At 69.8% G+C, this 26,038-nt stretch carries 27 protein-coding genes; 13 read left to right on the top strand and 14 right to left on the bottom strand.

All coding sequences use genetic code 11. The annotated features are described in order from the left end of the window. Positions 1 to 137 precede the first annotated feature (137 nt). Positions 138 to 1,289 carry a DUF4185 domain-containing protein gene (locus KE274_RS06445; protein WP_211542006.1) on the bottom strand — a complete coding sequence of 384 codons (1,152 nt, stop codon included), beginning with the start codon at positions 1,287 to 1,289 and terminating at the stop codon, positions 138 to 140. Positions 1,290 to 1,625: 336 nt separating this feature from the next. Here KE274_RS06445 and KE274_RS06440 point away from each other — a divergent pair, with 336 nt between their 5' ends. The 7 genes from KE274_RS06440 to KE274_RS06410 all read left to right on the top strand — a co-directional run bounded on the left by KE274_RS06440 (position 1,626) and on the right by KE274_RS06410 (position 5,018). Then, positions 1,626 to 2,165, top strand: a complete 540-nt coding sequence (locus KE274_RS06440; RefSeq protein WP_211542004.1) for a hypothetical protein — start codon at positions 1,626 to 1,628, stop codon at positions 2,163 to 2,165. Further along, a complete protein-coding gene (locus KE274_RS06435; RefSeq protein ID WP_211542002.1) occupies positions 2,165 to 2,407 on the top strand; it encodes a hypothetical protein in 243 nt (80 codons plus the stop codon). The genes KE274_RS06440 and KE274_RS06435 overlap by 1 nt, the downstream gene beginning before the upstream one ends. A gap of 4 nt (positions 2,408 to 2,411) precedes the next feature. Next, positions 2,412 to 2,669, top strand: coding sequence for a hypothetical protein (locus KE274_RS06430; RefSeq protein WP_211542000.1), 258 nt, complete (start codon positions 2,412 to 2,414; stop codon positions 2,667 to 2,669). 23 nt (positions 2,670 to 2,692) lie between these two features. Then, positions 2,693 to 3,229 carry a DUF2247 family protein gene (locus KE274_RS06425; RefSeq protein WP_211541999.1) on the top strand — a complete coding sequence of 179 codons (537 nt, stop codon included), beginning with the start codon at positions 2,693 to 2,695 and terminating at the stop codon, positions 3,227 to 3,229. A 55-nt stretch (positions 3,230 to 3,284) separates the two neighbouring features. Then, on the top strand, positions 3,285 to 3,557 hold the full coding sequence (locus KE274_RS06420) for a hypothetical protein (protein WP_211541997.1): 273 nt from the start codon (positions 3,285 to 3,287) through the stop codon (positions 3,555 to 3,557). 57 nt (positions 3,558 to 3,614) lie between these two features. Next, a complete protein-coding gene (locus tag KE274_RS06415) occupies positions 3,615 to 4,124 on the top strand; it encodes a hypothetical protein (protein WP_211541995.1) in 510 nt (169 codons plus the stop codon). A gap of 642 nt (positions 4,125 to 4,766) precedes the next feature. Beyond that, entirely contained in the window at positions 4,767 to 5,018 is a 252-nt protein-coding gene (locus KE274_RS06410) for a hypothetical protein (protein WP_211541993.1), read from the top strand. A gap of 602 nt (positions 5,019 to 5,620) precedes the next feature. Here the strand turns inward: KE274_RS06410 and KE274_RS06405 are convergent. From KE274_RS06405 to KE274_RS06395, 3 genes are read right to left on the bottom strand one after another with little or no spacing between them, the layout of a single operon-like run. Then, positions 5,621 to 6,982, bottom strand: coding sequence for an extracellular solute-binding protein (locus KE274_RS06405; RefSeq protein ID WP_211541991.1), 1,362 nt, complete (start codon positions 6,980 to 6,982; stop codon positions 5,621 to 5,623). 29 nt (positions 6,983 to 7,011) lie between these two features. Next, on the bottom strand, positions 7,012 to 7,965 hold the full coding sequence (locus tag KE274_RS06400; RefSeq protein WP_211541989.1) for a carbohydrate ABC transporter permease: 954 nt from the start codon (positions 7,963 to 7,965) through the stop codon (positions 7,012 to 7,014). Beyond that, positions 7,965 to 8,885 carry a carbohydrate ABC transporter permease gene (locus tag KE274_RS06395; protein WP_211541987.1) on the bottom strand — a complete coding sequence of 307 codons (921 nt, stop codon included), beginning with the start codon at positions 8,883 to 8,885 and terminating at the stop codon, positions 7,965 to 7,967. The genes KE274_RS06400 and KE274_RS06395 overlap by 1 nt, the downstream gene beginning before the upstream one ends. 297 nt (positions 8,886 to 9,182) lie before the next feature. On the opposite strand from KE274_RS06395, the gene KE274_RS06390 reads away from it, so the two are divergent. The 4 genes from KE274_RS06390 to KE274_RS06375 are packed head-to-tail and all read left to right on the top strand — an operon-like array spanning position 9,183 to position 13,035. Further along, complete coding sequence (locus KE274_RS06390; RefSeq protein WP_283091346.1) at positions 9,183 to 10,340, top strand: PP2C family protein-serine/threonine phosphatase; 1,158 nt, start codon at positions 9,183 to 9,185, stop codon at positions 10,338 to 10,340. Further along, on the top strand, positions 10,337 to 12,301 hold the full coding sequence (locus KE274_RS06385; protein WP_211541983.1) for a glycosyltransferase family 2 protein: 1,965 nt from the start codon (positions 10,337 to 10,339) through the stop codon (positions 12,299 to 12,301). Before KE274_RS06390 ends, KE274_RS06385 begins: the two co-directional genes overlap by 4 nt. After that, positions 12,285 to 12,617, top strand: coding sequence for an STAS domain-containing protein (locus tag KE274_RS06380; protein ID WP_211541981.1), 333 nt, complete (start codon positions 12,285 to 12,287; stop codon positions 12,615 to 12,617). Before KE274_RS06385 ends, KE274_RS06380 begins: the two co-directional genes overlap by 17 nt. Then, complete coding sequence (locus tag KE274_RS06375) at positions 12,607 to 13,035, top strand: ATP-binding protein (protein WP_211541979.1); 429 nt, start codon at positions 12,607 to 12,609, stop codon at positions 13,033 to 13,035. The genes KE274_RS06380 and KE274_RS06375 overlap by 11 nt, the downstream gene beginning before the upstream one ends. A 4-nt stretch (positions 13,036 to 13,039) precedes the next feature. Here the strand turns inward: KE274_RS06375 and KE274_RS06370 are convergent, their stop codons facing one another. From KE274_RS06370 to KE274_RS06345, 6 genes are all read right to left on the bottom strand, one after another. Next, positions 13,040 to 13,480 carry a DoxX family protein gene (locus KE274_RS06370; RefSeq protein ID WP_211541977.1) on the bottom strand — a complete coding sequence of 147 codons (441 nt, stop codon included), beginning with the start codon at positions 13,478 to 13,480 and terminating at the stop codon, positions 13,040 to 13,042. Positions 13,481 to 13,591: 111 nt separating this feature from the next. Further along, positions 13,592 to 14,005 (bottom strand): heat shock protein transcriptional repressor HspR, encoded by a 414-nt coding sequence (locus tag KE274_RS06365; protein ID WP_211541975.1) that lies wholly within the window; start codon positions 14,003 to 14,005, stop codon positions 13,592 to 13,594. 34 nt (positions 14,006 to 14,039) lie between these two features. Further along, on the bottom strand, positions 14,040 to 15,023 hold the full coding sequence (locus KE274_RS06360) for a DnaJ C-terminal domain-containing protein (protein WP_211541973.1): 984 nt from the start codon (positions 15,021 to 15,023) through the stop codon (positions 14,040 to 14,042). Between the two features lie 7 nt (positions 15,024 to 15,030). Beyond that, a complete protein-coding gene (locus KE274_RS06355) occupies positions 15,031 to 15,687 on the bottom strand; it encodes a nucleotide exchange factor GrpE (RefSeq protein WP_211541971.1) in 657 nt (218 codons plus the stop codon). Positions 15,688 to 15,689: 2 nt separating this feature from the next. Further along, positions 15,690 to 17,555, bottom strand: coding sequence for a molecular chaperone DnaK (gene dnaK, locus KE274_RS06350; protein WP_211541969.1), 1,866 nt, complete (start codon positions 17,553 to 17,555; stop codon positions 15,690 to 15,692). 261 nt (positions 17,556 to 17,816) lie between these two features. After that, on the bottom strand, positions 17,817 to 18,278 hold the full coding sequence (locus tag KE274_RS06345; protein ID WP_211541967.1) for a DUF3817 domain-containing protein: 462 nt from the start codon (positions 18,276 to 18,278) through the stop codon (positions 17,817 to 17,819). Between the two features lie 115 nt (positions 18,279 to 18,393). Between KE274_RS06345 and KE274_RS06340 the strand changes: the two genes are divergently transcribed. Beyond that, positions 18,394 to 19,311, top strand: coding sequence for a helix-turn-helix domain-containing protein (locus KE274_RS06340; protein ID WP_211541965.1), 918 nt, complete (start codon positions 18,394 to 18,396; stop codon positions 19,309 to 19,311). Positions 19,312 to 19,332: 21 nt separating this feature from the next. Here KE274_RS06340 and KE274_RS06335 read toward each other — a convergent pair whose 3' ends face one another. Continuing rightward, positions 19,333 to 20,529 carry an MFS transporter gene (locus tag KE274_RS06335; protein WP_211541963.1) on the bottom strand — a complete coding sequence of 399 codons (1,197 nt, stop codon included), beginning with the start codon at positions 20,527 to 20,529 and terminating at the stop codon, positions 19,333 to 19,335. A gap of 252 nt (positions 20,530 to 20,781) precedes the next feature. Here KE274_RS06335 and KE274_RS06330 point away from each other — a divergent pair, with 252 nt between their 5' ends. Next, on the top strand, positions 20,782 to 21,663 hold the full coding sequence (locus KE274_RS06330) for a serine protein kinase RIO (protein WP_211541961.1): 882 nt from the start codon (positions 20,782 to 20,784) through the stop codon (positions 21,661 to 21,663). A gap of 22 nt (positions 21,664 to 21,685) precedes the next feature. On the opposite strand, the gene speB is transcribed toward KE274_RS06330, so the two are convergent. Genes speB through KE274_RS06315 form a run of 3 tightly spaced genes read right to left on the bottom strand, consistent with a single transcriptional unit; the run spans position 21,686 to position 26,007 of the window. Beyond that, on the bottom strand, positions 21,686 to 22,633 hold the full coding sequence (speB, locus tag KE274_RS06325) for an agmatinase (protein WP_211541959.1): 948 nt from the start codon (positions 22,631 to 22,633) through the stop codon (positions 21,686 to 21,688). Between the two features lie 51 nt (positions 22,634 to 22,684). Further along, entirely contained in the window at positions 22,685 to 24,304 is a 1,620-nt protein-coding gene (locus KE274_RS06320) for a thiamine pyrophosphate-binding protein (protein WP_211541957.1), read from the bottom strand. Between the two features lie 14 nt (positions 24,305 to 24,318). Beyond that, a complete protein-coding gene (locus KE274_RS06315) occupies positions 24,319 to 26,007 on the bottom strand; it encodes an amidohydrolase (RefSeq protein WP_211541955.1) in 1,689 nt (562 codons plus the stop codon). Between the last annotated feature and the right edge of the window lie 31 nt (positions 26,008 to 26,038).

Raw genomic sequence — 26,038 nt, 5'->3', positions numbered from 1 at the left:
CACTCGTCTTCGAGTCATGCTGTGTCCCGGCTGCCGCCGGGTGGGGGTGCCGACCAGCTCGCGTCGATCCACTCTGATCGGGTATGCGTCAGGCTAGGCGAAATCGATTTCATGCGCAATAGTCGGCACAGGGATGCTCATCCGTCGGCGCGGTCGAGGTCGGCCGAGAACCAGAACACGTTGTACGGGTCCCACAGCGACAGGGTAAAGAAGATCCGTCGCCCGTCGTCCGACACGTATCGCGGATCGAGGTAGGGGCCGTAGAGCCCCGGGTAGTCCGAGCCGGGGACGAGCTCGATCGGGTCGCCCCACGGGCCCCACGGGGTGACGCCCTCGCGGATGTCCGCGTTCCCGCCGTTGGACGAGGTCATGATCCACCGTTCGAGGTAGGTCGACCACATCACCGACAGCTCGCCGATCGTCCCCTCGACCACGACCTTCGCATCGTCGAGGTCGTCCGACCACACCGGCTCGTCGCCGTCGAGTCCCGTGAAGTAGGAGTAGGAGTCCTGGTCCTCCACGGCCTGCTCGGTCGCGGGCACGCGCATCAGCCGCACCTCTCCGAACCGGCCGGACGGGATCGCCCACAGGTAGATCCAGTCCTCACCGTCGGCGGTCACGGGAGCCGTGGCGAACTGCACGAAGCCGGAGTCGCCTGGCCACTCAATGCCGTCGACGGGCGCCCACGACTCCCCGCCATCCCGCGAGACGACGAGGGCGGAGCGGTTCGCGTCCCACGCGCCGGGCTCACCCCAGAAGCTCACCGACATGTACGAGACGTAGATCGTGCCGCCGATCGCGAAGCCCGCGGTGGGGATCTTCGTGACCTCGCCGGAGCCGTCGTTGGGGTCATGATCACCCTCGATGAGCGGGGCCGCGAGGCCGATGCCGTCGGCCACCCAGCCGTCGAAGAGGATGCCGTCGGAGGGGTCGTCGTCGGTCGTCCAGGCGGCCACGTTCGACCGCCACTGGCCGCCCTGGCCACCCGTGGTGCCGGGGGCGCGCTCGCCGAACGTGTCGCCGAAGAAGAACCAGGTGCGGTCGCCGACGGTGGTCATCGAGCCGAGGTCGGTGCCGGCGACACCGACCGCTTCGGTGTCGTTGATGCCCGCGGGGCCGGTCAGCTGCGCGACCTCGGTGAGTCCGGAGACCCCCGCCAGCACGAACGGCTTGTCGGGGTCGGGGTCGAGTTCCACGGGCGCCCCTCCCCCGGCGCACGCGGTGACCGTGACGGCCAGGGCGGCAGCGGCGAGCAGGGTGGTCGAGCGACGTGCACGGGTGCGGGACATGCGGCTCCTCGGCGAGCGACAGGGGGCGTGGAGGCCGACGATACCGAAATCGATTTCAGTGCACCAGGCCCACTGTGAGGGGGCGGATCGCGTCACGCACGGTCAGCGGCGTCGCGCTCCACCAGCTCCCGAAGGGACATGACATAATCTCCCCGTCCAGGTTCGCCGATCCTGGATCCGCGCTTGACCTCAGTCCGAACCTGGCCGCCGACGACGACGTGGCGGCGTCCTCACCCGAAGGGCTACGCATTCGATGACCAGACACGGGCAGGCGGTCGCGCCGTTCTCCGAACATGTGACACCGCACTCACACTCCGTCACACCGATCGCTTCCCCGTGATCACGCTCAGTGAGCTGCTTTTCGCCGACGCTCCAGAAGTCACGAAGGACGAAGACCCCTACATTTCCGAAGAGGATGCGTTTCTCGAAGCCCAGGTGAATGCCGTGCACTTCGACGCCGTCACCGCGACTCTGGGCATCCTGTGCGATCTGCGGACCGCTCTACAGCTCGACGAAACGAACGCGGGGCTTCTCGTTCTGAGAGGCGTCAGTCTGCTGGAGTGGTCCGGTGCCACCGATCGTCACAGGACGTCGTGGAAAGTGGTGGGCTCTTCGGCGCGGTCGCTCGACGCGGGACTGGAACTTCATCTCGCACTGACTCCGCAGGCAGAACTTCGGGTCCATGGGAGGAGCGCTGTCTTCCACTCGCTCGACGTGGCGGCGCTCGGAGAGATCCCCGACTTCGGCTCGCATACGGATCAGGAGGTGCGCACCATGTCCCCACGGTGGGACTCCGCCGCCCGCGTCGTCCGTACGACGCCGCTCGCCCCGCGATCGGGTGGGGTTTCCTTCTTCATCGATGGCAAGGGGGCCTGATGACTGCGGATAACTACTTCTCGCTCGGGTTGGGGGTCATCCTCCTCGTTTTCGGCCCCCTCGTGGTGCGCCACCGTCAAAGGCTCTTCGATATCACCGCGGACGCCAATCGCGCCCTCGGTGGTGCCCCGGGCCGCGAGGTCGCCAAACGGGGCAGCGCCGCGTGGGTGGGCGCGTGCGGCATCGCAATGATCGCATTCGGGGTCATCGCACTCCTTGCGGGCGTGTTCGTGCGGGTGTGAGGGAATGCACACGTTCACGGTGGCGTGTATCGCCAGTGGCATCGCCATCCTCCTGGCGGGAGCCATCATGCTCCTGACACGAAAGCGCCTGCTCAGGTTCGTACGCGCACGCTACGCCGTTGTTCTGAGCGAGGAGCAGCTCTCCCCGCGGGAGGTCTCCCGGAGGATGCCGCGGATGCGCGCCATCATCGTCATCGCAACCGGGTACCTGTTCTTCGGTGGCGCCCTGTTGACCCTGGGGTTGTTTCGAGTACTGGCATGACCGCAGAGAGTGAGAGGAGCGCCATGAGCGACGACCTCCTCAGCATCGATCTGGGTGGCGATGACATCTCCCGCCGGTCACGGATGACGCTGCCCGAGTTGGATCTCGGCTTGCGCAGGGGGTGGGTTCGCCCTTCCGAGGGGATACGGGTCGTGGATCAGGCGATTCGCGAAGGTCAGCGGATGCGCCCTGAGGTTTTCGAGTTGACCGCAGCCGACGAGTGGACCTTCGCGGAGAAGGTGAGCCGACTCGTCCCCGCCCCCACGGAGGAAAGCGACCGAAGTGCCCTGGGTATCTGGACCTACCTTTTCATGGCGTGGCTCTACGACAATCGAGACCGATTCGCCGACGTGCTCGGCATCGTCGAACTTCTGCTCGCAGACCTGGAGTTTCCCCCCGAGATCTTCGGAATGGTGAGGTGGATGCCGCCACCGGAGGGAGAGGAAATGGGGATCGATGCTCTGATGCGCCGCTGGGAACGGTATGTGGCTTCACGCCGCGAGCTGTATTCCGCACCGGAGCGGATGTTGGATGCTCCGCGCCGGACCTTTCCCGCATGAGCGGATTCATGCCACAGTGGCGGAAGAAACTCCACCATCGACAGGAGCGGTGAGAATGCCCGACATCAGTGTCGATACCGTCGTTCCGAATCTGCTGGTCGGGGTGCTGGTGATCGTGTTGGGCATTGTGGTGATTCGTCACCGCGCCCGTCTCAACGGGTTCATGTTCTCCGCGCAGAAGTCGATGCTCGGCGAGCGGTATGCGCGGGCGTCGGCGGGTCGGCAGACGCCGTGGGTGATGGGCACGGTCGGGGTCGGCATCATCGGTATCGGACTGGCGATGACGGCAGCCGGGGTCGCCGGCGCGATCCAGAACGTCGTTCTGTGACACGTCAATTTCCACCCTCATGACCGACTGCCTCGCCGTCGTGAAAGGAAGGGAACCATGCTGACCCTCGACTACCGGATACACCGGGACGCGAGCGCAGACGACGTGGCGTGGGATCGGATCGACGACGTGTCGCTGGGCTACTGGTGTTTCCTCGGTGACATCGTGCTCACGACGGACGACGCAGACCTCAGCATGCGGTGGGGCTGGTTGCCGATACTCGGCTTCGCGCTCCAGATGACGCACGCGGCCCACGTGATCCAGCGCGGTAAACCGCACACGCTGGAGATCCTCGGATCGGACCGGTGCCTCCACTTCACCCCGCGAGGCAATCGGATCGAGATCGTCACCGACGACAGCGAACGGCCGGCCTCCGTCTCGCCATCGGAGCTGGTCGAGGCATCGGATCAGATGCTCTCTCGACTACGCGCGGAAGTGGAGGGACGACACCCGGGCCTCCTCACCAACCGCCGCTACCGCGACCTGCTCTCGTTCGACCCGGAGTATCCGACGCGGGTGACAGAGGCGAACCACCGCGCCGCCGGCGGACAGGACTCCTCGTCGTGATGCCGCTCGATCCTGTCGCGCGAGTGCGGGCGGGCTCAGTGCGTGAGCGAGAGTCATACGAGGCGCCCGCGGGCCGGGCGGGCCGGGCAGGTCGACTCGCGGTCGCCAGCGTGTTCACGCTGGCTCTCCCCACTCTCGCACTCGTCGGGCCGATGCCTCTGCACGCGCCCCTTCCCGTGACCGTGCTGCTGCTCGGGAGCATGGTGCTGACCGTGTGGCTGTGGGTGCGACTGCCCTTCACCGGGGTGATTCCGACGCAGCGGTCCGTCGTTGTTCGGTCCTGGTTCTCACGACGAGGGTACGACCGGGCGAGCATTCTTCGGTTCCATCACGTCCAGTACAGCGGACTGTTCTTCTACCTTGCGTGGCCGAGCGACACCGGGTGGTTGGCGAGCGGCATGGTCGAGGTAGAGCTTCGTAACGGAACCCGAATACCCTTGCGTGCGACCGTCTGCGGGATCGCTGATGCCCGGCGAATCGCGGAGGCCCTCAATCGCTGGGTGGGCGCGGGTGTCGGCGATGGCCGCGGCCCCCGCCGCCGTCGGAGATGATGGCGTGCGTGGAGAATCACCCTCGACGAGGTCTCAGACCTGGCCCTCGGCAGGGACGGTGACGTCGACCGACGGAAGGAGGACGCGGCAGATGGATCGTGACACGGTGGCGGAAAAGCACTCCATCGGCTCGTGGCTGATCGCGTTCTTCCGAGAGGGAGTGCAGACCGGGTTCTTCTTCTGGTACATCGTCGGGTCCCTTCTCGCCGTGTTCGTCGTTCCGGGGGATCGTGCCTTCGCGTTGATCGCTGTCTTCGTCGCCGGACTGCTGATGGCTATCGTCATTGTCAGCCGACTCCGTCGACAGTTGAGAACGAAGAACGAAGACACGGGAGATCGGTGAGAATCCATGCGCACGCTCGGGTGGTTCCTCTTCCTCTCGATTCGCGGGGTACTCCTGTGGATCCTCGTTCCCTTCGCAGCACTCTCGTGGCTGTGCGTCCACTCGTGGCTTCAGAGAGCCACACTCCGGCAATCGATCTGCTGGTACGAGACGAACGTCAATCTCGTCATCGCTCGAGGACTTCTTCGCCCGTTCCTCGGTTCCGAGGTCCGCGGCGGGAGGTTCGCTCCCCTTTCGCAGATGGCCACGCTTCCTCCGCACAAGATCCATCTGCTTCTCACGGCGATCTAGGTGAAAGGACTCACCGTCGAAGGTTCCTCGGCGTCGTCATCGGGCTCGTGATCGTGACGGTCGGAGTCGCCCTTCTTCTGGCCAGGCACGCGTTCTTGCGGTTCGCCCTGCGGTGGTTCCGACGGTTCTACGGTCAGCCCGTGGCCGACACATTCGAGCACCGCGGAGAGAAGGGGATCATCGTCAACGGCGCCGGATTCATCGCGTTCGGGATCGTGCAGATCGTCGCGACCGTTGTCGAACACTCCTAGCGATCACCGACACAACCGTGGGTGGGGGCGAAGCCGCCCCCACCCACGCCCCTCCGGGGTTCAGCCGGCCGTGGCGTTCTCGTAGGCGCGCATCGCGGCGTCCTGCGCATCCTTCAACGCGTCCTCGGGAGACTTGTCGCCGAGCAGCGCCGCGGTGATGGCGTTGTTCAGCTCGTTCTGGATCTCCTGCCCCGCGGGCGAGGAGCCGAACGACTTCCCGTAGTCCACGACGTCGTAGTACGTGGAGATCACCTGGTCGAACCCGGCGTTGCCGCTCTCGGTGACGAACTTCTCCCGGATGGCCTGATCGGCCGAGGGCGAGCCGGTGAACAGCCCGGTGTTGATGCCGCCCTCCTCCTCGAGGGTCTTCGCCCGCGCGTCGCCCGCCGCCATCCACGCGTCGTCCGACGTGAGCTCCACCATCCACGCGCACGCCGCCGCGGGGTTCTTCGCCCCCACGGGAATCACGAACGCCGTGCCCGACGCGACCGAGAACGGCTCGCCGTCGCTGTCACGGAAGGGCACCGCCTCCAGCTGGATCTGGTCGGCGTAGGGGCTCAGCACGTTGGGGTACCACTGCGCGTTCACCTGCGCCCCGACCTGCTTCGCCACGAACTGGTTCTGGTCGCCGAACGTGTCGAACGAGTCCGTGAAGCTCTTCACCGCCGCGAAACCGCCCTGCGCGTCGGTGATCTGCTTCAACAGCTCCACCCCGGCGACGTTGCTCGGGTCGTCCAGGGTGGGCGCACCATCGGCGTCGTTCAGCTGCCCGCCCATCCCGAGGATCCACAGCCCGGCCTGGCCGGTCGCGACCGGGTCGAACCCGAGCCGTGTCGGTACGCCGCCCGACTCCTGGTACATCTTCTCGATCGCGCCGAGCAGCACGTCGGGCTGCGACGTGTCGATCTCCTCCGCCGTGACCCCGGCCTCGTCGAGCACCGCCTTGTTCAGCAGGATCGCGGGCGGCTGATAGAACTGCGGCACCGCCCACACCGCGTCGTCGTAGGTGACGTCGTCGACCACGAACGGGTACCAGTGGTCGCGCGGGGTCACGTCGTGCGCGGCGAAGCACTCGTCCAGCGGCATGATGAGGTCTTGCGCGGCGTAGGTCGTGACGTAGCGGCGGTCCATCTGCACCACGTCGGGCACCTCGCCGCTCGCGATACGGGTGGTGAACTTCTGCGCGTCGAACGCGGTCGCGTCGAGGTCGATCTCCACCCCGTCGAGCTGCTCGGCGGCGTAGTCCATGCGCGACGTGCCCACGTCGTCGGCGTTCTCGAAGCCCCACGCCTTCATGGTGCCGCTCGGCTCCGCGCCGAAGTCGGCGTCGGCCTGTTCTCCCCCTCCTCCCCCGCCGCAGCCGGCGAGGACGAGGACGGATGCCGCGGCGACCGCGGTGATTCCCAGCATGCGGGTGCGCATGACTGCTCCTTTCGTTGGATGGTGCGTTGTCATCCCTTGCGCCCCTGCGTGGCGACGCCCTCGATGAAGTAGCGCTGCCCGAAGGCGAAGAGGAGGAGCATGGGCAGCGTCACCAGCAGCGACGCGACCATGACGTACTGGTAGTCGCCGTGGCCGCCCGCGGTGGGGCTGTACTTCGTCATGGCGTAGGCGATGCCGAGCGGGGCCGTGAACTCGTCGACCGATCCGGCGTTGAGGTAGATGAGCGCGGCCTGCAGGTTGTTCCAGCTGGCCTGGAACTCGAACAGGAACACGATCACGAACGACGGGATCGACAGCGGCATCGCGATGCGCCAGAACAGCCCCCACGCCCCGACGCCGTCGAGCCGCGCCGCCTCGAACAGCTCCCGCGGCAGCCCGAGGAAGAACTGCCGCTGCAGGAAGATGTAGAACGCGGAGCCGAACAGGTTCATCCCCCACAGCGGCACCCACGTGCCCAGCAGCCCGGTCTCCTTCCAGATGAGGTAGATCGGGATCATGGTCACCGCGCCGGGCAGCATCATGGTCGCCAGCACGAGTCCGAACAGCAGCCCGCGGCCGGGGAAGCGGAAGTACGCGAACCCGAACGCCACGATCGAGCTCGAGATCGCCACCGCGCCCGCGGCGAGCAGTGCGATCGCGATGCTGTTTCCCATCCAGCTCAGCAGCGGCAGCTGGTTCCACACCTCGACGTAGTTCTCCGGCACGAGCGTCTTGGGGATGAGGGCGTTGTCGAACACCTCGCCGCGCGGCTTGAGACTCGCCGCGATCAGCCACACGAACGGGTACAGGAACAGCAGCCCGAACAGCACCAGGATCACGTTCAACACGATGCGGACCGCGAGGCTCTGCGGCTGCCGCAGCCGTCGCCGCCACCGCGACGGCGCGGGAACGGTGGTGGTGAACGTGCCGGGGCTCTTGTCCCGCTCGACTTCGACGGGCTCCGGGCGCAGCGTCTGCGACATCAGCGGTCTCCCTCGTAGTAGACGAAGCGGTTGCCGACCTTCACCTGGATCAGCGTGATGAGCAGGATGATCACGAACAGCAGCCAGGCCATCGCCGCGGCGAACCCGAAGTTGAACTGCCGGAACGCCTGCTGGAACAGGTAGATCGCGTAGAACAGCGACGCCTCGGGTGACGAGTTGCTCTGGTCGCGCCAGAACAACAGGTACGCCTGGTCGAAGATCTGGAACGCGGCGATCGACAGCACGATCACGTTGAAGAACATCGCGCCGGAGATCATCGGCAGCGTGATCGAGAAGAACTTGCGCACGGCCCCGGCCCCGTCGAGCGACGCGACCTCGTACAGCTCGACCGGCACGTTCTTCAGCGCCGCGAGGAAGATCACCATGGTGCCTGCGACCGTCCACAACGTCATCAGCACGATGCTGGGCTTCACCCACGCCGGGTCCACCAGCCACTGCGGCCCTTCGATGCCGAACAGCCGGAGGAACTGGTTCACCGCGCCCGAGTTGCCGTTGAGCAGCAGGAAGAACACGGCGGCGGTCGCCACGGCCGGGGTCATCTTGGGCAGGTAGTACAGCACCCGGAAGAACCCGGCGCCGCGGCCGACCCGGTTCAGCAGCAGCGCCAGCACCAGCGCGAACACGATCTCCAGCGGCACCGCCATCACCACGTAGAACAGGGTGTTCGCCAGCGCGACCCCGACCCGCGGGTCGTCGAACAGGTGCGCGTAGTTGTCGATGCCGATCGGGCGGGCGGTGTTCGTGGCGAGGTTGTAGCTGCTGAACGAGATGTACAGGCTGTAGACCATCGCCCCGGCGGTGAACACCAGGAAGCCGATGATCCAGGGCGAGATGAACAGATAGCCGGCGATGGCTTCGCGCCGGTTGTACCGGTCGCGGGTGCGCGGCTTCAGCGCCATCGCTCGCCTCCTTTCGTGCGGTGATCCGGCGCGCGGGGGCACGCCGAAGAGACCCTGGTGCCGGTTCTCGCGGACACCGTGGATGACGGGGATGCGGCCGCGCTGCCTGTGCGTCGGGGGAGGCGCAGTCGGCGGTCCGATCCTTGAATCGGACCCTAGGACCGGAGAAGCGTTTCGCCACTGGGCTTGCGCAGAACCGTTTCCTGTGGTTCTCCCCTCGCCGCAGGATCCGCACCGACCACGCAGCCGATATTCCCCATAGGATGACCGGAAAGCGACCGTAGGAGGGGCGGAGCAATGTTCGACGAGCGACGGCGACAGGCAGCGCTCGAGGAACTGGGGATCCTTGACACACCACCCGATGAACGAGTGGACAGAGTGGCGCGACTGGCGAAGGAGATGTTCGGCGTGCCCATGGTCAGCGTCTCGCTGATCGACCGCGACCGGCAGTGGCGCAAGACACAGATCGGGCTCGGGGGCAACGAGGCCCCGCGCCAGGATTCGTTCTGCGACTACACGGTGTCGCAGGACCGCACCGTCGTGGTGGAAGACGCGAGCACCACCGACCTGTTCGCCGACAACCCCTTCGTCACGGGCGACCCGCACCTGCGGTTCTACGCCGGGCACCCGCTGCACGCGCCGGGCGGAGAGCCCATCGGCACCCTGTGCGTGCTCGACACCGAGCCCCACGTGCTCACGGAGTCGCAGCAGGACCTGCTCCGCGACCTCGCGTTCTGGGTGCAGACCGAGCTCGCGCGCGACGAAGACGTCGACCACGCCGCGATCGTGCAGCGCGCCCTCCAGCCCCGCGTGCTGCCCGAGCTCGACGGTTACACGATCTCCGCCGGCGCCGCCGCCCGCGGCACACTCGCCGGCGACTACTACGACTTCTCGCGGCATGGCGACGCCCTGCGGGTCACGCTCGCCGACGCGATGGGCAAGGGCACCGGCCCCGCGCTCGTGGCGGCGACCGTGCGCGCATCCCTCCGCACCGCCCCGGAGCGCTCGCTCACCGCCGCGGTGGCCGACGTCGACCGGCTGCTGGAGGACGACCTCGCCGACACCTCGATGTTCGTCACGGCCGTGGTCGCCGAGCTGCGGCCGTCCACCGGGGAGCTCGAGGTGATCGACGCGGGCCATAGTCTCGCGTTCGTGATCCGCGCGGACGGCTCGTGGACCTCGCTGCGCTCGACCAACCTCCCCCTCGGCATGGGCATGGGCGTGGTCGACCCCCGCGAGTCGGTCACCACGACGCTGGAGCCGGGCGACACGTTCATCTGCTGCAGCGACGGGCTGCTCGACGTGCTCGACCCGGACGACCCGTTCGGCCACGTGCAGCGCGTGCTCGACAGCCTCGGCCCGGACGGCGCCGTGCAGGAGGCGCTGCGACTGGCGAACTCCGACGACCGCGCCACCGACGACATCACCGTGGTCGTGGTGAGGCGGGACGCATGACCGCCCGGTTCGCGACCATCCGGGTGCTGGCGCTGCTGTCGGTGCTGCTCGGCGTGAACTACGTGGCCTGGCGCTGGCTCGAGTCGGTGAACTGGTCGGCGTGGTGGATCGCCGTGCCCCTCGTGATCGCGGAGACCTACAGCCTGATCGACACATTCCTGTTCTGCCTGACGATGTGGCGGGCGCGCGAACGGCCGGCCCCGGTGTCGCCGCCGCAGGGCACGGTCGACGTGTTCATCACCACCTACGACGAACCGATCGAGCTGGTCATGACCACCGCGCGGGCCGCGAAGCGCATCGCCTACCCGCACTCCACGTGGATCCTCGACGACGGTTCCCGTCCCGACCTGGAGGCCGAGGCCAGGGCGGCGGGCGTCGGCTACCTCACCCGGTCCGAGGACTGGACGGGCAAGCCCCGCCACGCGAAGGCCGGCAACCTCAACAGCGCCCTGTTCCAGACCGACGGCGAGTTCCTGCTCATCCTCGACGCCGACCAGGTGCCCGACCCGCTGATCCTGCACCGCACCCTCGGGTACTTCGCCGACGATCCCGAGGTCGCGCTGGTGCAGACGCCGCAGTGGTTCGTCAACGTCGACGAGGCCGACCCGCTGGGCAGCCAGGCGCCGCTGTTCTACGGCCCCATCCAGCAGGGCAAAGACGGGTGGAACGCCGCGTTCTTCTGCGGCTCCAACGCGGTGCTGCGGCGCGAGGCGCTCATGCAGCTCGGCATCGTCGGCTACGTGCGCGAGGTGACCGACTCGGCCGCCAGGGCGCTCAAGGCCTCTGAGGCGCTGATCGCGAAGGAGGCGGAGGCCGCGACCGAGCCCGCCCTCGCGACCGAGCTCGGGGCGCTGCGCATCGCGATCTCGCGCGGCCGCAAGGAGCTGGCCGCCGGAGAGGCGGTGGCGGAGGTCGCCGCCCGCGTGCGCGAGGCCGTCGACAACGCCTCCCGCATCCTCGTGGCGCACGACCTCGACGGGATCCGCGCCGACCTCGCCGAGATCGGGGCGCTCCCGATGCAGCAGGACGCCGAGCTCGGGCAGGTCGTGGTCGACGAGGCCGGACTCGACGCGCTCGCATCGAGCGACCTGTCGCCCATCACCGCCGTGGAGGCCGTGCGCGGACTGCTCGACACGCTGCGCCTCGACCGCGGCGACGAGGCGCAGCCGATCCTCCCGCTCGCCACGATCTCGGTCACGGAGGACATGGCGACCGCGATGCAGCTGCACGCGCTGGGCTGGCGCAGCGTGTACCACCACGAGATCCTGGCGCACGGGCTCGCCCCGGAAGACCTGCGCACCATGCTCACGCAGCGCCTGCGGTGGGCGCAGGGCACGCTGCAGGTGATGCTGCGCGACAACCCGCTCGCCAAGCGCGGCCTCTCGTTGGGCCAGCGGCTGATGTACTTCGCCACGATGTGGAGCTACCTGTCGGGGTTCGCCGCGATCGTGTACCTCGCAGCGCCCGTGATCTACCTCGTGTTCGGGGTGCTTCCGGTGACCGCGTGGTCGGTCGACTTCTTCGCGCGGTTCCTGCCGTACTTCCTGATCAACCAGGCCCTGTTCCTCGTGGTCGCGAAGGGCGTGAAGACCTGGCGGGGGCAGCAGTACTCGCTCGCCCTGTTCCCGGTGTGGATCCGCGCCTGCTGGACGGCCTTCGCGAACGTCGTGCTGGGGCGGCCGCTGTCGTTCGCGGTCACCCGCAAGGACGGCCGCGACCCGCGCGGCGTGCCGTGGGGCGAGATCTGGCCGCAGCTCACCGCCATGGTCGTGCTCGCCATCGCGCTCGTGATCGGCGTGACCCGGGTGTTCCTCGGCACGGCCGACGGCACGGGCACCCTCGTGAACACGGCCTGGGTGCTGTACGACCTGGTCGTGCTCAGCGTCATCATCCAGGCCGCCCGCTACCGCGGCCCCGCCGCCGAGATCCTCGAGAAGGAGTCGCATGAACGTCAGCACTGACACCAGAGACGGGTACGCCGTCGTCACGATCACGGGGCGCCTCACCGCGTCCGGAGCACCGCTGCTGCGCAACGCCGTGAGCGACCTCGTGGACGCCGGCCAGCCGCGCATCGCGATCGACCTGAGCGGCACCGAGTTCGTCGACTCCTCGGGCCTGGGCGCCCTGGTCGGCGGGCTCAAGAGCGCCCGCGTGGCCGGCGGTGACCTGCGGATCGCGGCCGTGCCGGAGGCCGTGCGCACGGTGTTGCACCTGACCAACCTGGATCGCGTGCTGCGCGACTACCCGACGCCGGAATCGGCGTTCGATGGCCGCTGAGGTCCGGGCGTTCCACGTCGACGGGCCCGCCGGGCTCGCCCTGGTCGACAGCGCGCTCGACGCGCTCGACCGTCTCTGGGCCGACGGCCCGGAGATCCCTGCGGAGGACCAGGTGCTGTTCGCCCTGGCCGTCAGCGAAGTGACCACCAACATCGCGCAGCACAACGAGCGCACCGACGTGGTGTTCAGCGTGGACGTGCGCGTGTCGCCGGAGGAGCTGCGCGCCTACATCCGCGACACCGCGCCGCCCGCCCCGATCGACTGGGACACCGTGACCATGCCCGGCGAGGACAGCGAGAGCGGCCGTGGTCTGGCGCTGTCGCAGGCCGCGCTCGACGAGTTTCGCCACGTGCCCGGCGACACCGGCAACACGTGGGTGCTGGTGCGCCGGGTCGGGGTCGACCGGGGCGAGGGCTGACCGGTCAGGCCAGCCAGGCGGGGGCGCGTCCCCGCAGCACGGCGCCGTCGATCGAGAAGCGCCCCGCGCCGGTGAGCGCGAGTGCCAGCGCGGCCGCACCCAGCACGGCCACGAACTCGTAGCCGCCCTCGCCCACCCAGAGTCCGGCGGGCAGGTGCACGAGCACGAGCGCGACCAGCATGTCGATCGCGAGGAGCACGCCGACCGGGCGGGTGAACAGCCCGAGGATGAGCAGGATGCCGCCGATCAGCTCCACGAATGCGACGACCGGGGCGGCGATCTCGGCGAGCGGCACGCCCATGCCGGCGAAGCTGCCGATCGTGCCGGGGATCGTGAACTCGAAGATCTTCTGGGCGCCGTGGGCGGCGAAGATCGCCCCGGTGACGACCCGGAGGATCAGGAGTCCCAGGGAGGGGGCGGGGCGGTGGGCAGTGGTGTTCGTCATGAGGAGTTCTTCCTTCGTGGCAGGACACCCGCGCGCGGCGCGGACCAGGGGGTTCCCTGCCCCCACGCTAGGAAGAGCGGCTTTCCATCGCCTGAACGCGGCGGGCGCGACTTACGCAGAACCGCGCGGGTGCCACAGCACCAGCTCGGTCGAGCGACGCAGCCGCCGCCCGCCGGGCACGGGGACCACGCCCGAGGAACCGGCCGCGAACACCCGCACGCCCGGACGGTTCTCCCGTTCGGCGCGCAGCGCGGCCTCCAGCGCCGCCACCCGTCCGCGCAGCATCCGGTTCTCGTCTTCCAGGTCGAGCAGCTTCGCGATCGCGGGCAGGCTCATGCCCTCGGACGACAACTGCGCCACTTCCCGCAGCTGCTCGATGTTCCGCGGCGAATAGCGGCGCGAACCGCCCGAGGTGCGACCGGGCACCACCAGCCCGATGCGGTCGTACTGGCGCAGGGTCTGCGGGTGCAGGCCGGACAGCTCGGCCGCCGCGGCGATCGCGAAGACGGGGGTGTCGGCGTCCATCACGCACTCCACCCCCGTCGCTCGGCGTTCGCCCTCATCGGCGGGCCTTCGCCATCAACTCCGCCCGCGGGTTCTCCTGCGGCTCCAGCTGCTGGAACTTCTCCAGCGCCTCGCGCGCGGCGTCGTCGAGGTGCGTCGGCACCGCGACCTGGAGCTCGGCGAGCAGGTCGCCCGTGCCCTTGGCGGTCGCGACACCACGGCCCTTGACGCGCAGCACCCGCCCGGAGGGGGTGCCGGGGGCGACGCGCAGCTTGACCACGTCTCCGCCCAGCGTCGGCACCTCGATGGTGGCGCCGAGCGTGGCCTCGGTGAACGTGACCGGCACCACCACGCGCAGGTTGAGACCGTCGCGCGTGAACACGGGGTGCGGTCGCACGGTGATCTGCACCACGATGTCGCCGCTCTCCCCGCCGTCCGGCGAGGGGCGACCCCGTCCGCGCAGGCGGATCTTCTGCCCGTCCGCGACACCCGCGGGGATCTTCACCTTGAACGGCTTGCCGTCCTCGCCCTGCAGCGTGATGGTCTCACCCTGCACGGCGGTGGTGAAGTCGAGCGTGGTGCGCGCCGTGACGTCGGCGCCGCGCTGCGGACCGCCGAAGCCCCGGAAGCCGCCGGACGTCTGCCCGAAGCGACCGGAGCCGAACGACCCGCCCTGCCCCTGGTTGAACATCGCGAAGATGTCCTCGAAGTCGGCGGTCTGGCCACGCCCCTGCTGTCCGAACCGGCTGAAGACGTCTTCGAACCCGCCCGCGCCCGAGCCGCTCGCGGTGAAGCGCGCCCCCGAGCCCATGGCCCGGATCTCGTCGTACTCCTTGCGCTGCTCGGGATCGGAGAGCACCGAGTAGGCCTCGCTGATCTCCTTGAACTTGGCCTCGGCCTTCGCATCGCCCTGATTGGAGTCGGGGTGATACTTGCGCGCGAGCTTGCGGTACGTCTTCTTGAGGTCAGCGTCGCTGACGTCCTTCGAGACCCCGAGGGTCTTGTAGAAGTCCTTGTCGAACCAATCCTGGCTGGCCATCGATCACCTACTCCGCGGGGACGGCGACGACGACCTTCGCGGGACGCAGCTCGACGTCACCGAGGCGGTATCCCACCTCGACGACCTCGAGCACCGTGGCCTTCTCGACGCCGGGAGTCGGCTGCTGGAAGATGGCCTCGTGGCGCTGCGGGTCGAACTCCTCGCCCTTCTCGCCGTAGCCCACCACACCAAGACGCTCCACCACGGCGCGCACCTTGTCGGCGATCACGGCGAAGGGCGTGCCCTCCACGAGGTCGCCGTGCTGCTCGGCGCGGCCCAGGTCGTCGAGCACGGGGATGAGGCCCTTGGCGGCCTCGCCCTTCGCGCGCTCGATCTCGATCTGGCGCTGCTCCTCCGTGCGGCGGCGGTAGTTGGCGTACTCGGCCTGCAGGCGCTTCAGGTCGTTCAGCAGAGCGTTTTCCGCATCGGCGATGGCCGCGTCACCGGCAGCGGCGTCGGCCGTCTGCGCGGCACCGAGGATGTCGTCCACCGTGAGGTCGTCGGGAGCGCCGTCGACCGGCGTCTCGTCCGACCCCTCGGCGGCCTTCGCCTCGCGGGAGTCCGGGTTCTGCGGCGCGGGGCCGGACGCCTGAGCGTCCGACCCCTCGCTGCGACCTTCGGCGGACTCAGGATTCTGGTTCTCGTCGAAGTTCTTGTCGGTCATGGTTACTTCTTCTCGTCCTCGTCGTCGACGACCTCGGCGTCGATGACGTCTTCCTCGGAGGAGGGGGCGTCACCGGCCGGGGCCTCGCCGTCGGCCGAAGCGCCGGACGCGGCATCCGCCTGCGAGGAGGCGTAGATGGCCTCGCCGAGCTTCGACTGCGACTGGTTGAGCTTCTCGAACGCGGTCTTCACGGCCTCGTCGTCGTCGCCGGCCAGGGCCGTCTTGAGGGCGTCGACATCGCCCTTGACCTCGGTCTTGACGTCGTCGGGGAGCTTGTCCTCGTTCTCCGAGATGAGCTTCTCGATCGAGTAGGCCAGGGTCTCCGCCTGGTTGCGGGTCTCCGCGGCCTCACGACGCGCCTTGTCCTCGGCGGCGTGCTCCTCGGCCTCGCGCACCATGCGCTCGATGTCCTCCTTCGACAGCGACGAGCCGCCGGAGATGACGATCGACTTCTCGGTGCCGGTGCCCTTGTCCTTCGCGGACACGTGCACGATGCCGTTGGCGTCGATGTCGAACGTGACCTCGATCTGCGGAATGCCGCGCGGGGCGGGGGCGATGCCGGTCAGCTCGAAGGTGCCGAGCGGCTTGTTGTCGCGCGTGAAGTCACGCTCGCCCTGGAAGACCTGGATCGCGACGGACGGCTGGTTGTCGTCGGCCGTGGTGAAGGTCTCGCTGCGCTTGGTCGGGATGGCCGTGTTGCGCTCGATGAGCTTGGTCATCATGCCGCCCTTGGTCTCGATGCCGAGCGAGAGCGGGGTGACGTCGATGAGGAGGACGTCCTTGCGCTCGCCCTTCAGGACACCGGCCTGCAGCGCGGCGCCGACGGCGACGACCTCGTCCGGGTTCACGCCCTTGTTGGCTTCCTTGCCGGTCTCGCGCTTGACGAGCTCGGCGACGGCGGGCATACGGGTGGAACCACCCACGAGCACGACGTGGTCGATGTCGCCGACCTTGATGCCGGCCTCGCGGATCACGTCCTCGAACGGCTTCTTGGTGCGGTCGAGCAGGTCCTTCGTGAGGTCCTCGAACTTCGCGCGGGTGATGGTCTCGCTCAGCGACACCGGGCCCGACTCCGTCAGCGACAGGTAGGGCAGGTTGATGCTGGTCGACGTGGAGCTGGAGAGCTCCTTCTTCGCCTGCTCCGCGGCCTCCTTGAGGCGCTGCAGCGCGATCTTGTCACCCGAGACGTCGACGCCCGTGGTCTCCTTGAACTGCTTGATCAGGTAATCGACGAGGCGCTGGTCCCAGTCGTCTCCACCGAGGCGGTTGTCACCGGCGGTGGCGCGCACCTGGATCGTGGAGAAGTCGTCGTCCTTGCCCACCTCGAGCAGCGAGACGTCGAACGTTCCGCCACCGAGGTCGAAGACGAGGATGAGCTCGTCCTCCTTGCCCTTGTCGAGGCCGTAGGCGAGGGCCGCGGCGGTGGGCTCGTTGATGATGCGGAGCACGTTGAGGCCCGCGATCTCACCGGCCTCCTTGGTGGCCTGACGCTCGGCGTCGTTGAAGTACGCGGGGACCGTGATGACGGCGTCGGTCACGGTGTCGCCCAGGTACGCCTCGGCGTCGCGCTTGAGCTTCTGGAGGATGCGCGCGGAGATCTCCTGCGGCGTCCACTTCTTGCCGTCGACCTCGAAGGTCCAGTCGGTGCCCATGTGGCGCTTGACCGAGGCGATGGTCCGGTCGACGTTGGTGACGGCCTGGCGCTTCGCGGTCTCGCCGACGAGCACCTCCCCGTCCTTGGTGAAGGCCACGACCGAGGGGGTCGTGCGGAAGCCCTCAGCGTTGGCGATGACCTTGGGCTCGCCGCCCTCGAGGACGCTGACGACGGAGTTGGTGGTTCCGAGGTCGATACCGACAGCACGTGCCATGTGTTCTCTCCTTTGTTGGGAAGTCTGGATGGTTCGGAAAACCTGCGGCGACCAGGGAAACCTGAGTCACGATGGCTCAAGTGTACTCCGACCACTGCTCGGTGTCAAAGGAAGTTGATACGACCCGACTCAACTTTGACGAGGCGTGACGATGCGCGCCAGGGAACGCCGTCCGCGACCGTGCCAGTGTTCGGCTGCGCGCGCGATCGACGCAGCCCCTTCCCCCGGGCCCCCGTCAGGCGTACAGTCCGCGCCGCGGGGTCACTTGCCGCCGGGCGGGCCCACCAGCAGCAGGATGACGTAGAGCGCCACGATGCCCACCACGAGCAGCACCGCCAGCACCCACGGGCGGCGGAGGAACCAGCGCATCAGGCGGTCGTACCAGCGGCGGTCGCGCGGGTCGTCCGTGGCCTCCAGCCGCCAGTCGCCCGCGAGGCGCCCGGTGCGGTGCAGCCAGAGCTCCATCGGGATCGTGGCGTAAGGGATCACCGCGCTCACGACCGCGAGCACACCGACCCCGGGGTGCCAGCGCTGGTTCAGCGCGACCAGCACGGCCGTGGCCGCGTAGGCGAGGAACACGAACCCGTGGATGCCGCCGCCGACCGTGACCACCAGCCCCGGAGCGCCGACCGCGCGGGCGATCATCGCCGCGATCAGGATCGTCCAGGTGATCGCCTCCGCGATCGCGAGAACTCGGTACAGGCGGCCAGGGGTGCGGAACACGGGACTCCTCGGGTGGGGTACCCCTCCAGCGTATCCGGGTCGGCTATGCATCCCCGCGGAGGGTTCCCGAGCACGTCCCCGGAATAGGGGGTGCCACGGGGGCGTTGCCGAAGGCATGGTGACGGTGGATGCGGACGCGCTCTCGCACGTGCTCGGAACGGTCGATCTGCGGGTCGGCGTGGCCCGCCGCGTGCACCTGCAGGCCGGCACACTCCTCCCCCTCGCCAGCGACCGGATCGCCCTGGCCTACCTCGCGGACGGGCGCGTGCACGGCCACCCCCCGCTCGGTGCCGGCTGCCGGCTCGACGTGCAGGCCGCCCCGCCGCAGCTCTCCGCGACCCCGCGCGGCGACCGCGAGCACCTGGTCACGGGCGACGCGTTCCTCCTGCTCGGCGGCGACCCGTTCGCGCTCGAGGCCGACACCGACACCGCGCTGCTGCTCGTCGACATCGAGCTCGCCGACACCACGTCACCGCTGCCCGCGCTCCTGCCGCCCTTCCTCACCGTGACCGGCTTCGACACGCTCGAGCCCGCCGCTGCCGCCCTCGCCGAGAACATGGGCATCGTCGACGCCACCACGTGCGCGACCCGCCAGGGCGATCCGCTCATCTGCCGCATGATGGCCACCACCGTGCTGCTCTCGGTCATCCGCGCGTGGGCGGCCAACGGCTGCGCGCCCGCGGGCTGGCCCGCACTGTCGAAGGATCCGTTCCTGGACCGCGTGGTGGAGGCCATCCACGAGCAGCCGGGGCGCGACTGGACGGTCGAGCGCCTCGCGGCCGTCGGAGCCATGTCGCGCTCGGCGTTCGCTGAGCGGTTCCGCGCCACGGTCGGCCGCTCCCCCGCCGACTACGTGACCGAGGTGCGCGTGGACGCGGCGAAGCGGATGCTCGAGGCGGGGCGCTCCGTGTCGGAGGTCTCGCGCGAGCTGGGCTACGCCTCCGACGAGGGGTTCAGCCGCGCGTTCCGCCGCCGAACGGGCACGACCCCGTCCGCCTGGCGCGCGGCCTCCCGCACCCTCGTCCCCGCCTGAGCCCCGCGCGGCCAGGGCACGCTACGAGCGCGCGCCCTGGCGGTTCGACAGCCCGAACAGCACCGCACCGGCGAGCAGCGATGCGGCACCGATCGTGTAGACCAGCTCGATGCTCAGGGTGTCCACGAGCAGTCCGCCGATCCCGGCCGCGAGCGTGATCGCCCCCTGGAACCCGACCACGACCAGGCTGCCCCCGGCCTCCAGCCGATCCGGCATGCGGTGACCCACCCACGTGTTCACCACGATCAGCCACGACGAGAAGAAGAAGCCCCACAGCAGCACCACGGCCCCCACGCCGACGATCGACCCGGCGAACACGATCATCGACACCACCGCGGCCGAGATCACGAGCGGCGCGAACACGGCGAAGAACGCGAACGTGCGGTCGATCACGAGGCCGATCGAGATGTTGCCGAGCAGACCGCCGACGCCGAACAGCGCCAGCAGGACGACGATCGTGGACGCGTCGACGTCGGGGATGCGCTCCAGCGCGAGCCGCACGTACGTGTAGGCGAGGAAGTGACCCAGCACCACGAGCACGTGCCCGACCATGCCGAGCCCGATGCCGGGGCGGCGCACCGTGTCGACGAGCAGCCGCAGGCTCGACGCCCGCTCGGCCGGCACCGACGGCAACGCCCAGCGCAGGGCCACCGCGAGCACCGCCATCAGCACGCCCGCGATCGCGAACACCGCGCGCCAGTCCACCAGCTCGCTCAGCATCACGCCCAGCGGCACCCCGGCGACCGTGGCCAGCGACACCCCGGCCGACGTGAACATCACCCCGCGCCCGAGGTGCTCGGGGCCCGCCAGCCGCGCGGCGACCGTGATCGACATGGTCCAGTACGCGCTGATCGCCGCGCCCAGCAGGAACCGCGCCAGCAGCACGATCACGAGGTTCGGGGCGATCGCGACCACGAGGTTCGACACGGCGGCGGCGAGCGCCATCCACACCAGCAGCGACCGGCGGTCGAGCCGCGGGAACACGAGCCCCACGGTCGGCGCCACCACGAGCCCCACGAGCGCGGTGACCGTGACGGTCTGCCCGGCCTGTCCCGGCGTGACCCCCAGTCCGTCGGCCATCTCCGTGAGCACCCCGTTGGGCAGGAACTCGGCCGTCACGAGCAGGAAGCCCATGATCATGAGGGCGATCAGGCCGCCGTAGCGGATGCGGTCGGCACGGGCGGGCGTCACGGTGGGAACGGGGGCGGTCGTGGTCATGCTTCCACGCTTCCAGGGCCGGGGCCCGCGCGCCCGATCAGACGTCCGCCGCATCCGACCGATCGTCCGACCCTGGACAGACCCCCGCGCGCACCCCTAGGCTCGACGACGCACCGGGACGAGCCCGGGAAGCCCGAGCGGGAGGAGCAGAGACATGAACACCGTCGTCGTCGCGCCCTCCGCCGACCACCTTCCCGTCGAGGCCACCCGCTCCTGAACCCCGGAGTGGCCTCCCCCACCCGGAGCCACACCGTGTCTGATCCCTTCGCTTCCTCGGAAGCCGCGTCCACCGACGCCTCTCCCCTCTCCGCCTTCGACTCCCTCGAAACCCAGCTCTCCTTCGCCGACGTCGAACCCGGCACCGGCCAACGCTGGACCACCTGGCCCTCCGCCACGCCCACCGAGCGCGGCCCCGACCCCCGTCCCGCCTGGGTCGTGACCTCGGCCGGCGCGCTCGACACCGAGCTCGGCATCCTCAAGACGGGCAAGGAGGCCGACGTGTTCCTGCTCGAACGCGCCGTGCCCGGCGACCCGTCCCAGCGCACCCTGCTCGCGGCCAAGCGCTACCGCGGCGCGGAGAACCGCAGCTTCCACCGCTCCGCCGTGTACACGGAGGGGCGCAGCACCCGCAACACCCGCGACACCAGAGCTCTCGCCAAGAAGACGGGCCACGGGCGGGAGGTCGCCGCGGCGCAGTGGTCGTTCGCGGAGTTCGAGGCGCTGCGGCGCATGTGGGAGCTCGGCGCACCGGTGCCGTACCCCGTGCAGGTGAGCGGGACCGAGGTGCTGATGGAGTTCCTCGGCGATGCGCACGGCGCCGCGGCACCCCGGCTCGCCCAGGTGCGCGCCGACCGCGCCGAGCTGCGGGAGTACTACGCGCAGGTCGTGGCGCTCATGCGGGTGTTCGCCGCGGCGGGTTTCGCGCACGGCGACCTCTCCGCGTACAACCTCCTGGTGCACGAGGGTCGCGTGCGCGTGATCGATCTGCCGCAGATCGTCGACGTGATCGCCAACCCGCAGGGGCTCGACCTGCTGCACCGCGACTGCGTGAACGTGTGCGACTGGTTCACGCGGCGCCGGGTGGAGTGCGACCCCGAGGAGCTGTTCGCCGACCTCCTCTCCGCGCTGTACTGAGCCTTCGTCTCGCTTCGCTCGCTCAGGAACCGAGCCGGGCGGCGAGCAGCGTCACGAGCTCGTACACGACGTGGCTCGCGGCGATGCCGGTCATCTGGGCGTGGTCGTACGCGGGCGACACCTCCACCACGTCGGCGCCCACGATGTCGCGGTCGCGCAGCGCACGCAGGATGCGCAGCAGCTCGCGGCTCGTGAGACCTCCGGCCTCCGGGGTGCCGGTGCCCGGGGCGTGCGCGGGGTCGAGCACGTCGATGTCGATCGACACGTACAGCGGCCGGTCGCCGATGCGCGTGAGGATGCGGTCGATCGCGGCCTCCACGCCGTGCTCCTCGATGTACTCGCTCGACACGATCGAGAAGCCGAGGCGCTCGTCGTCCTCCAGGTCCTGCTTGGAGTAAAGGGGCCCGCGCGTGCCGACGTGGCAGCTGGCGGTGAGGTCGATCAGGCCCTCCTCGCTCGCGCGGCGGAACGGCGTGCCGTGGGTGATCGGCGCCCCGAAGTAGGTGTCCCACGTGTCGAGGTGCGCATCGAAGTGCAGCACCGCGACCGGACCGTGCTTCGCGGCGACGGCACGCAGCAGCGGAAGGGCCACGGTGTGGTCGCCGCCGATCGTGACGATGCGCTGCACCCGCTCGCCCAGCGCGAGGGCGGCACGCTCGACCTCGGTCACGGCCTCTGTCAGGTCGAACGGGTTCACGGGGATGTCTCCCGCGTCGACGACCTGGGCGAGCTGGAACGGCGACACGTCCTGCGCCGGGTTGTACGGGCGCAGCAGCCGCGACGACTCGCGCACGTGCGACGGCCCGAACCGGGTGCCGGGCCGGTAGCTGACCCCGGAGTCGAACGGGATGCCGACCACGGCGATGTCGGCGCGCGGCACGTCTTCGATGCGGGGTAGGCGGGCGAAGGTGGCGATGCCGGAGTACCGCGGGTTCACGGAGGCGTCGACGGGGCCGATGGTGTCGGTCATGTTCGTTCCTGTTCGTCGGTGTCGGGGAAGTCGGTGTCGGTGGGGGCGGTCTCAGAGGGCGCGCTGCGGGACGTGCACGAGCTGCACGCCACCCTCGGCGATGGCCGCCCTGATCGTGTCGCCGATGTCGTCGCGGCGCTCGACCCGGCGACCCGTCGCGCCGAACGCGGTCGCGAGGGCGGCCCAGTCGGGCTGCACCAGGTCGACGCCGATGGGGGCCATGCCGCGGTCGACCTCGTTCTGCCGGATCTCCGCGTAGCCGCCGTTGTCGACGCACACGACCGTGACGTCGAGGCCCTGCTCGACCGCGGTCACGAGCTCGTTCACGCAGAACATGAGCGCACCGTCGCCGATGACCGTGACCACGGGCCGCTCGTGCTGTGCGACCGCCGCCCCGATCGCGGCGGGCAGCCCGTAGCCGAGCGTTGCGTAGGTGGGCGTGTAGAGGAGGGAGTGCGGCTGCGACTGCCGCAGCACGCTGCCCAGCGCCATGTACACGATCTGCGAGGAGTCGCCCGCGACGATCGCGTCGTGCGGCAGCGCGGCGGCGATCAGCTCCGCGAGCGCCACGGTCTCGGGGGCGGTGTCGCGCGACTCGGCTTCGATCGCGGCGCGCTCGGCCGACAGGTCGCGCGGGGTGCGGGTCTCGTCGGGCAGCAGCGGCAGCAGGGCGTCGGCCACGGCGGCCGCATCGCCCGTGAGGCCCACCGTCGCGGTGAGGTTCTTGTCGCGCTGTGCGGGCGAGATGTCGATGCGGATCACGGCGCCGCGGGCCTCGAGGCGCGGGGCCCACAGCTCCGCCTCCCCGAGCTTGGAGCCGATCACGAGCAGCACGTCCGCGTCCTCCGCGACCGCGCGGGCGGCGGCCAGGCGCAGGTTCGACCCGAGCGACAGGGGGTGACCCTCGTCGAGCACGCCCTTGCCGTTCAGGGTCGTGAGCACCGGGGCACCGAGGCGCTCCGCGATCGCGGTCACCTGGTGCACCGCGCACGTGGCGCCTCCTCCCGCGACGATCACCGGGGTGCGGGCGGCCGACAGCAGCCGGGCGGCCTCGGCGAGCGCGACCGGATCCCCGGAGACGCGGTCGGGCATGGGCCGGGGGCGGCGGGCGGCGGCGGGCACCTCGGCCGGCGACTCCAGCACGTCGAGCGGGATCTCGATGTGCACGGGGCGCGGACGGCCGGTGCGGAACAGGTGGAACGCGTCGTGCACGGCCTCGACCGCCTCGGCCGCCGTGTCGACGCGGCGCGACCACTCCGCGATCGCACCCACCATCGCCGTGGCGTTCTTCGTCTCGTGCAGCGTGCCCACGTCGGCGAACTCCGCCCCACGCGGCACCCCGGGCGACAGCACGAGCAGCGGCCGCGACTCGCAGAACGCGGTACCGATCGCACTCAGGGCGTTCTGCAGCCCGGGGCCGGACGTGGTGATGACGACACCGGGGAGCCCGGTCTGCTGCGCCCACCCGTCGGCGCCGTAGCCCGACCCCTGCTCGTGCCGGTTGGTGACGGCGCGGATGCCGAGGTCTGCCAGCGGGCGGTACAGCTCCAGGTTGTGCGTGCCGGGGATGCCGAACACCGCCGTGACGCCGTAGCCGCGGATCGTCTCCAGCACGGCGCGGCCCGCGGTGTCGGCGTAGGGCTCGGCGGCGGCGGTCGTGTCGGTGGTCATGCTCGCATCCTCCCTCACACGCCGGCGGTCGCGCGGGCGGCGACGTGGCGGCGCACGCCGTCGACCCAGGTCTCGCGCACCTCGATGGCGGCGATCTCCTCCGCGGGCACGGCGAGCGGGTCGTCCGACAGCACCGCGAAGTCGGCGTACTTGCCTACTTCCAGCGAGCCGAGGTCGTCTTCGCGCCCGATCGAGATCGCGCCCTCGATCGTGTGGGCGCGCAGGGCGGCGAGCGCGGAGATGCGCAGATCGTGGGGGCCGAGCGTGTGCCCGCGGCGCGTGACCCGGGTGACCGCGGTCTGGATGGCCTCCAGCGGGATCGGTTCCGCGACCGGGGCGTCCGACGAGATCGTCATCGGCACGCCCGCGCGCTCGAACTCGCCGAGCGGGTTGAAGCGCTCACCCGGGGTGCCGATGGCCTCCTCCACGCCCTCGCCCCAGTTGTAGTAGTGCTGCGTCTGGTTGACGGGACGGATGCCCGCGGCGGCCATGCGCTCGATCTGCGCGGGCGTGGGCAGGCCGCAGTGCTCGATGCGGTGCCGGGCGTCGGCGTCTGGTCGCTCGGCCAGCGCGGCCTCGATCGCCGACACGACCATCTCGATCGCGGTGGGCGACTGCGCGTGGGTCGCGGTCTGGAGTCCGGCCGCGTGCGCCTTGCGGATCAGCTCGGCGTAATCGGCGGGCTCGTGATACAGCTGCCCGGTGCGGCACGGGTCGCCCACGTAGCCGTCGGGGAAGTACGCGGTCCAGCCGCCGAGAGTGCCGTCGGCGTAGAACTTGATGCCGGCGAAGCTGAGGTGCGCGTTGCCGAACTGCCCGACGAGGCCCATCTCCAGCGCCTCGTCGAGCAGGTGCGACAGCAGGTACATCGACACCCGCAGTTCCAGCCGTCCGGCCTCCGCGAGCCGCAGGTACATGTCGAACTCGCGGCGCGTCACCTGGCAGTCGCCGATCGAGGTGACCCCGCCCGCCAGGAACCGCTGCGTCGCGGCGTCGAGCTGCCGCAGGTGCTCCTCCGGCTCGTCCGCGAGGTGGAAGTTCGGGCCGTGGTGGCCGATCTTCACCCCGTGGACGCCCGTGAGGATGTTGCACGCCGCGTCGGACAGCTCCCCGGTGAGCTCCCCGTCGGCGTCGCGGAAGAACTCGCCGCCGTCGGGGTCGGGGGTGTCGCGGTCCACGCCGCCCGCCTGGAGCGTGTACGAGTTCACGACGCCGCCGTGGCCCGAGGCGTTCATGAGGTACACCTCGCGGTCGGTCGCGACCTCGTCGAGCTCGAACCGGGTGGGGTGCCGCTTCTCGGCGAGGTTGCGCTGCTCGTAGCCGTAGCCGCGCACCGGGCGGCCGGCGGGGAGCTCGGCGGCCGCGGCCTTGAGCAGCGCGACGATCTCCGGGATGCTGCCCGCCTTCTCCGGCCCGCAGTCCACCCACGTCATCATCTGCCCGAACATGAGCGGGTGGGCGTGGGCGTCCACGAACCCGGGGACCACGACCGCGTCGCCCAGGTCGATGCGCTCCGGCGTGAGCCCCGCCCGCGCCGCCACGTCTTCGCACTCCGCCGCCGTGCCGAGGGCGACGATGCGCCCCCGGTCGGTCAGCATCGCGGTGGCCGTGGTGTCCGCGGCGTCCGCCGTGTGGATCGCCCGCGCGGTGACGAGGGCGGGAGCGGCCTGGGCGGAGCGGTCGAAGGGGGTGAGCTTTCTCATGGGGAGCCTGTTCGCGGTGGTGTCGTGCGGG

The sequence above is a fragment of the Microbacterium paraoxydans genome, assembly GCF_018224615.1.
Lineage (GTDB): Bacteria > Actinomycetota > Actinomycetes > Actinomycetales > Microbacteriaceae > Microbacterium > Microbacterium paraoxydans_B.
This window is presented reverse-complemented; position numbering and strand designations above follow the sequence as displayed.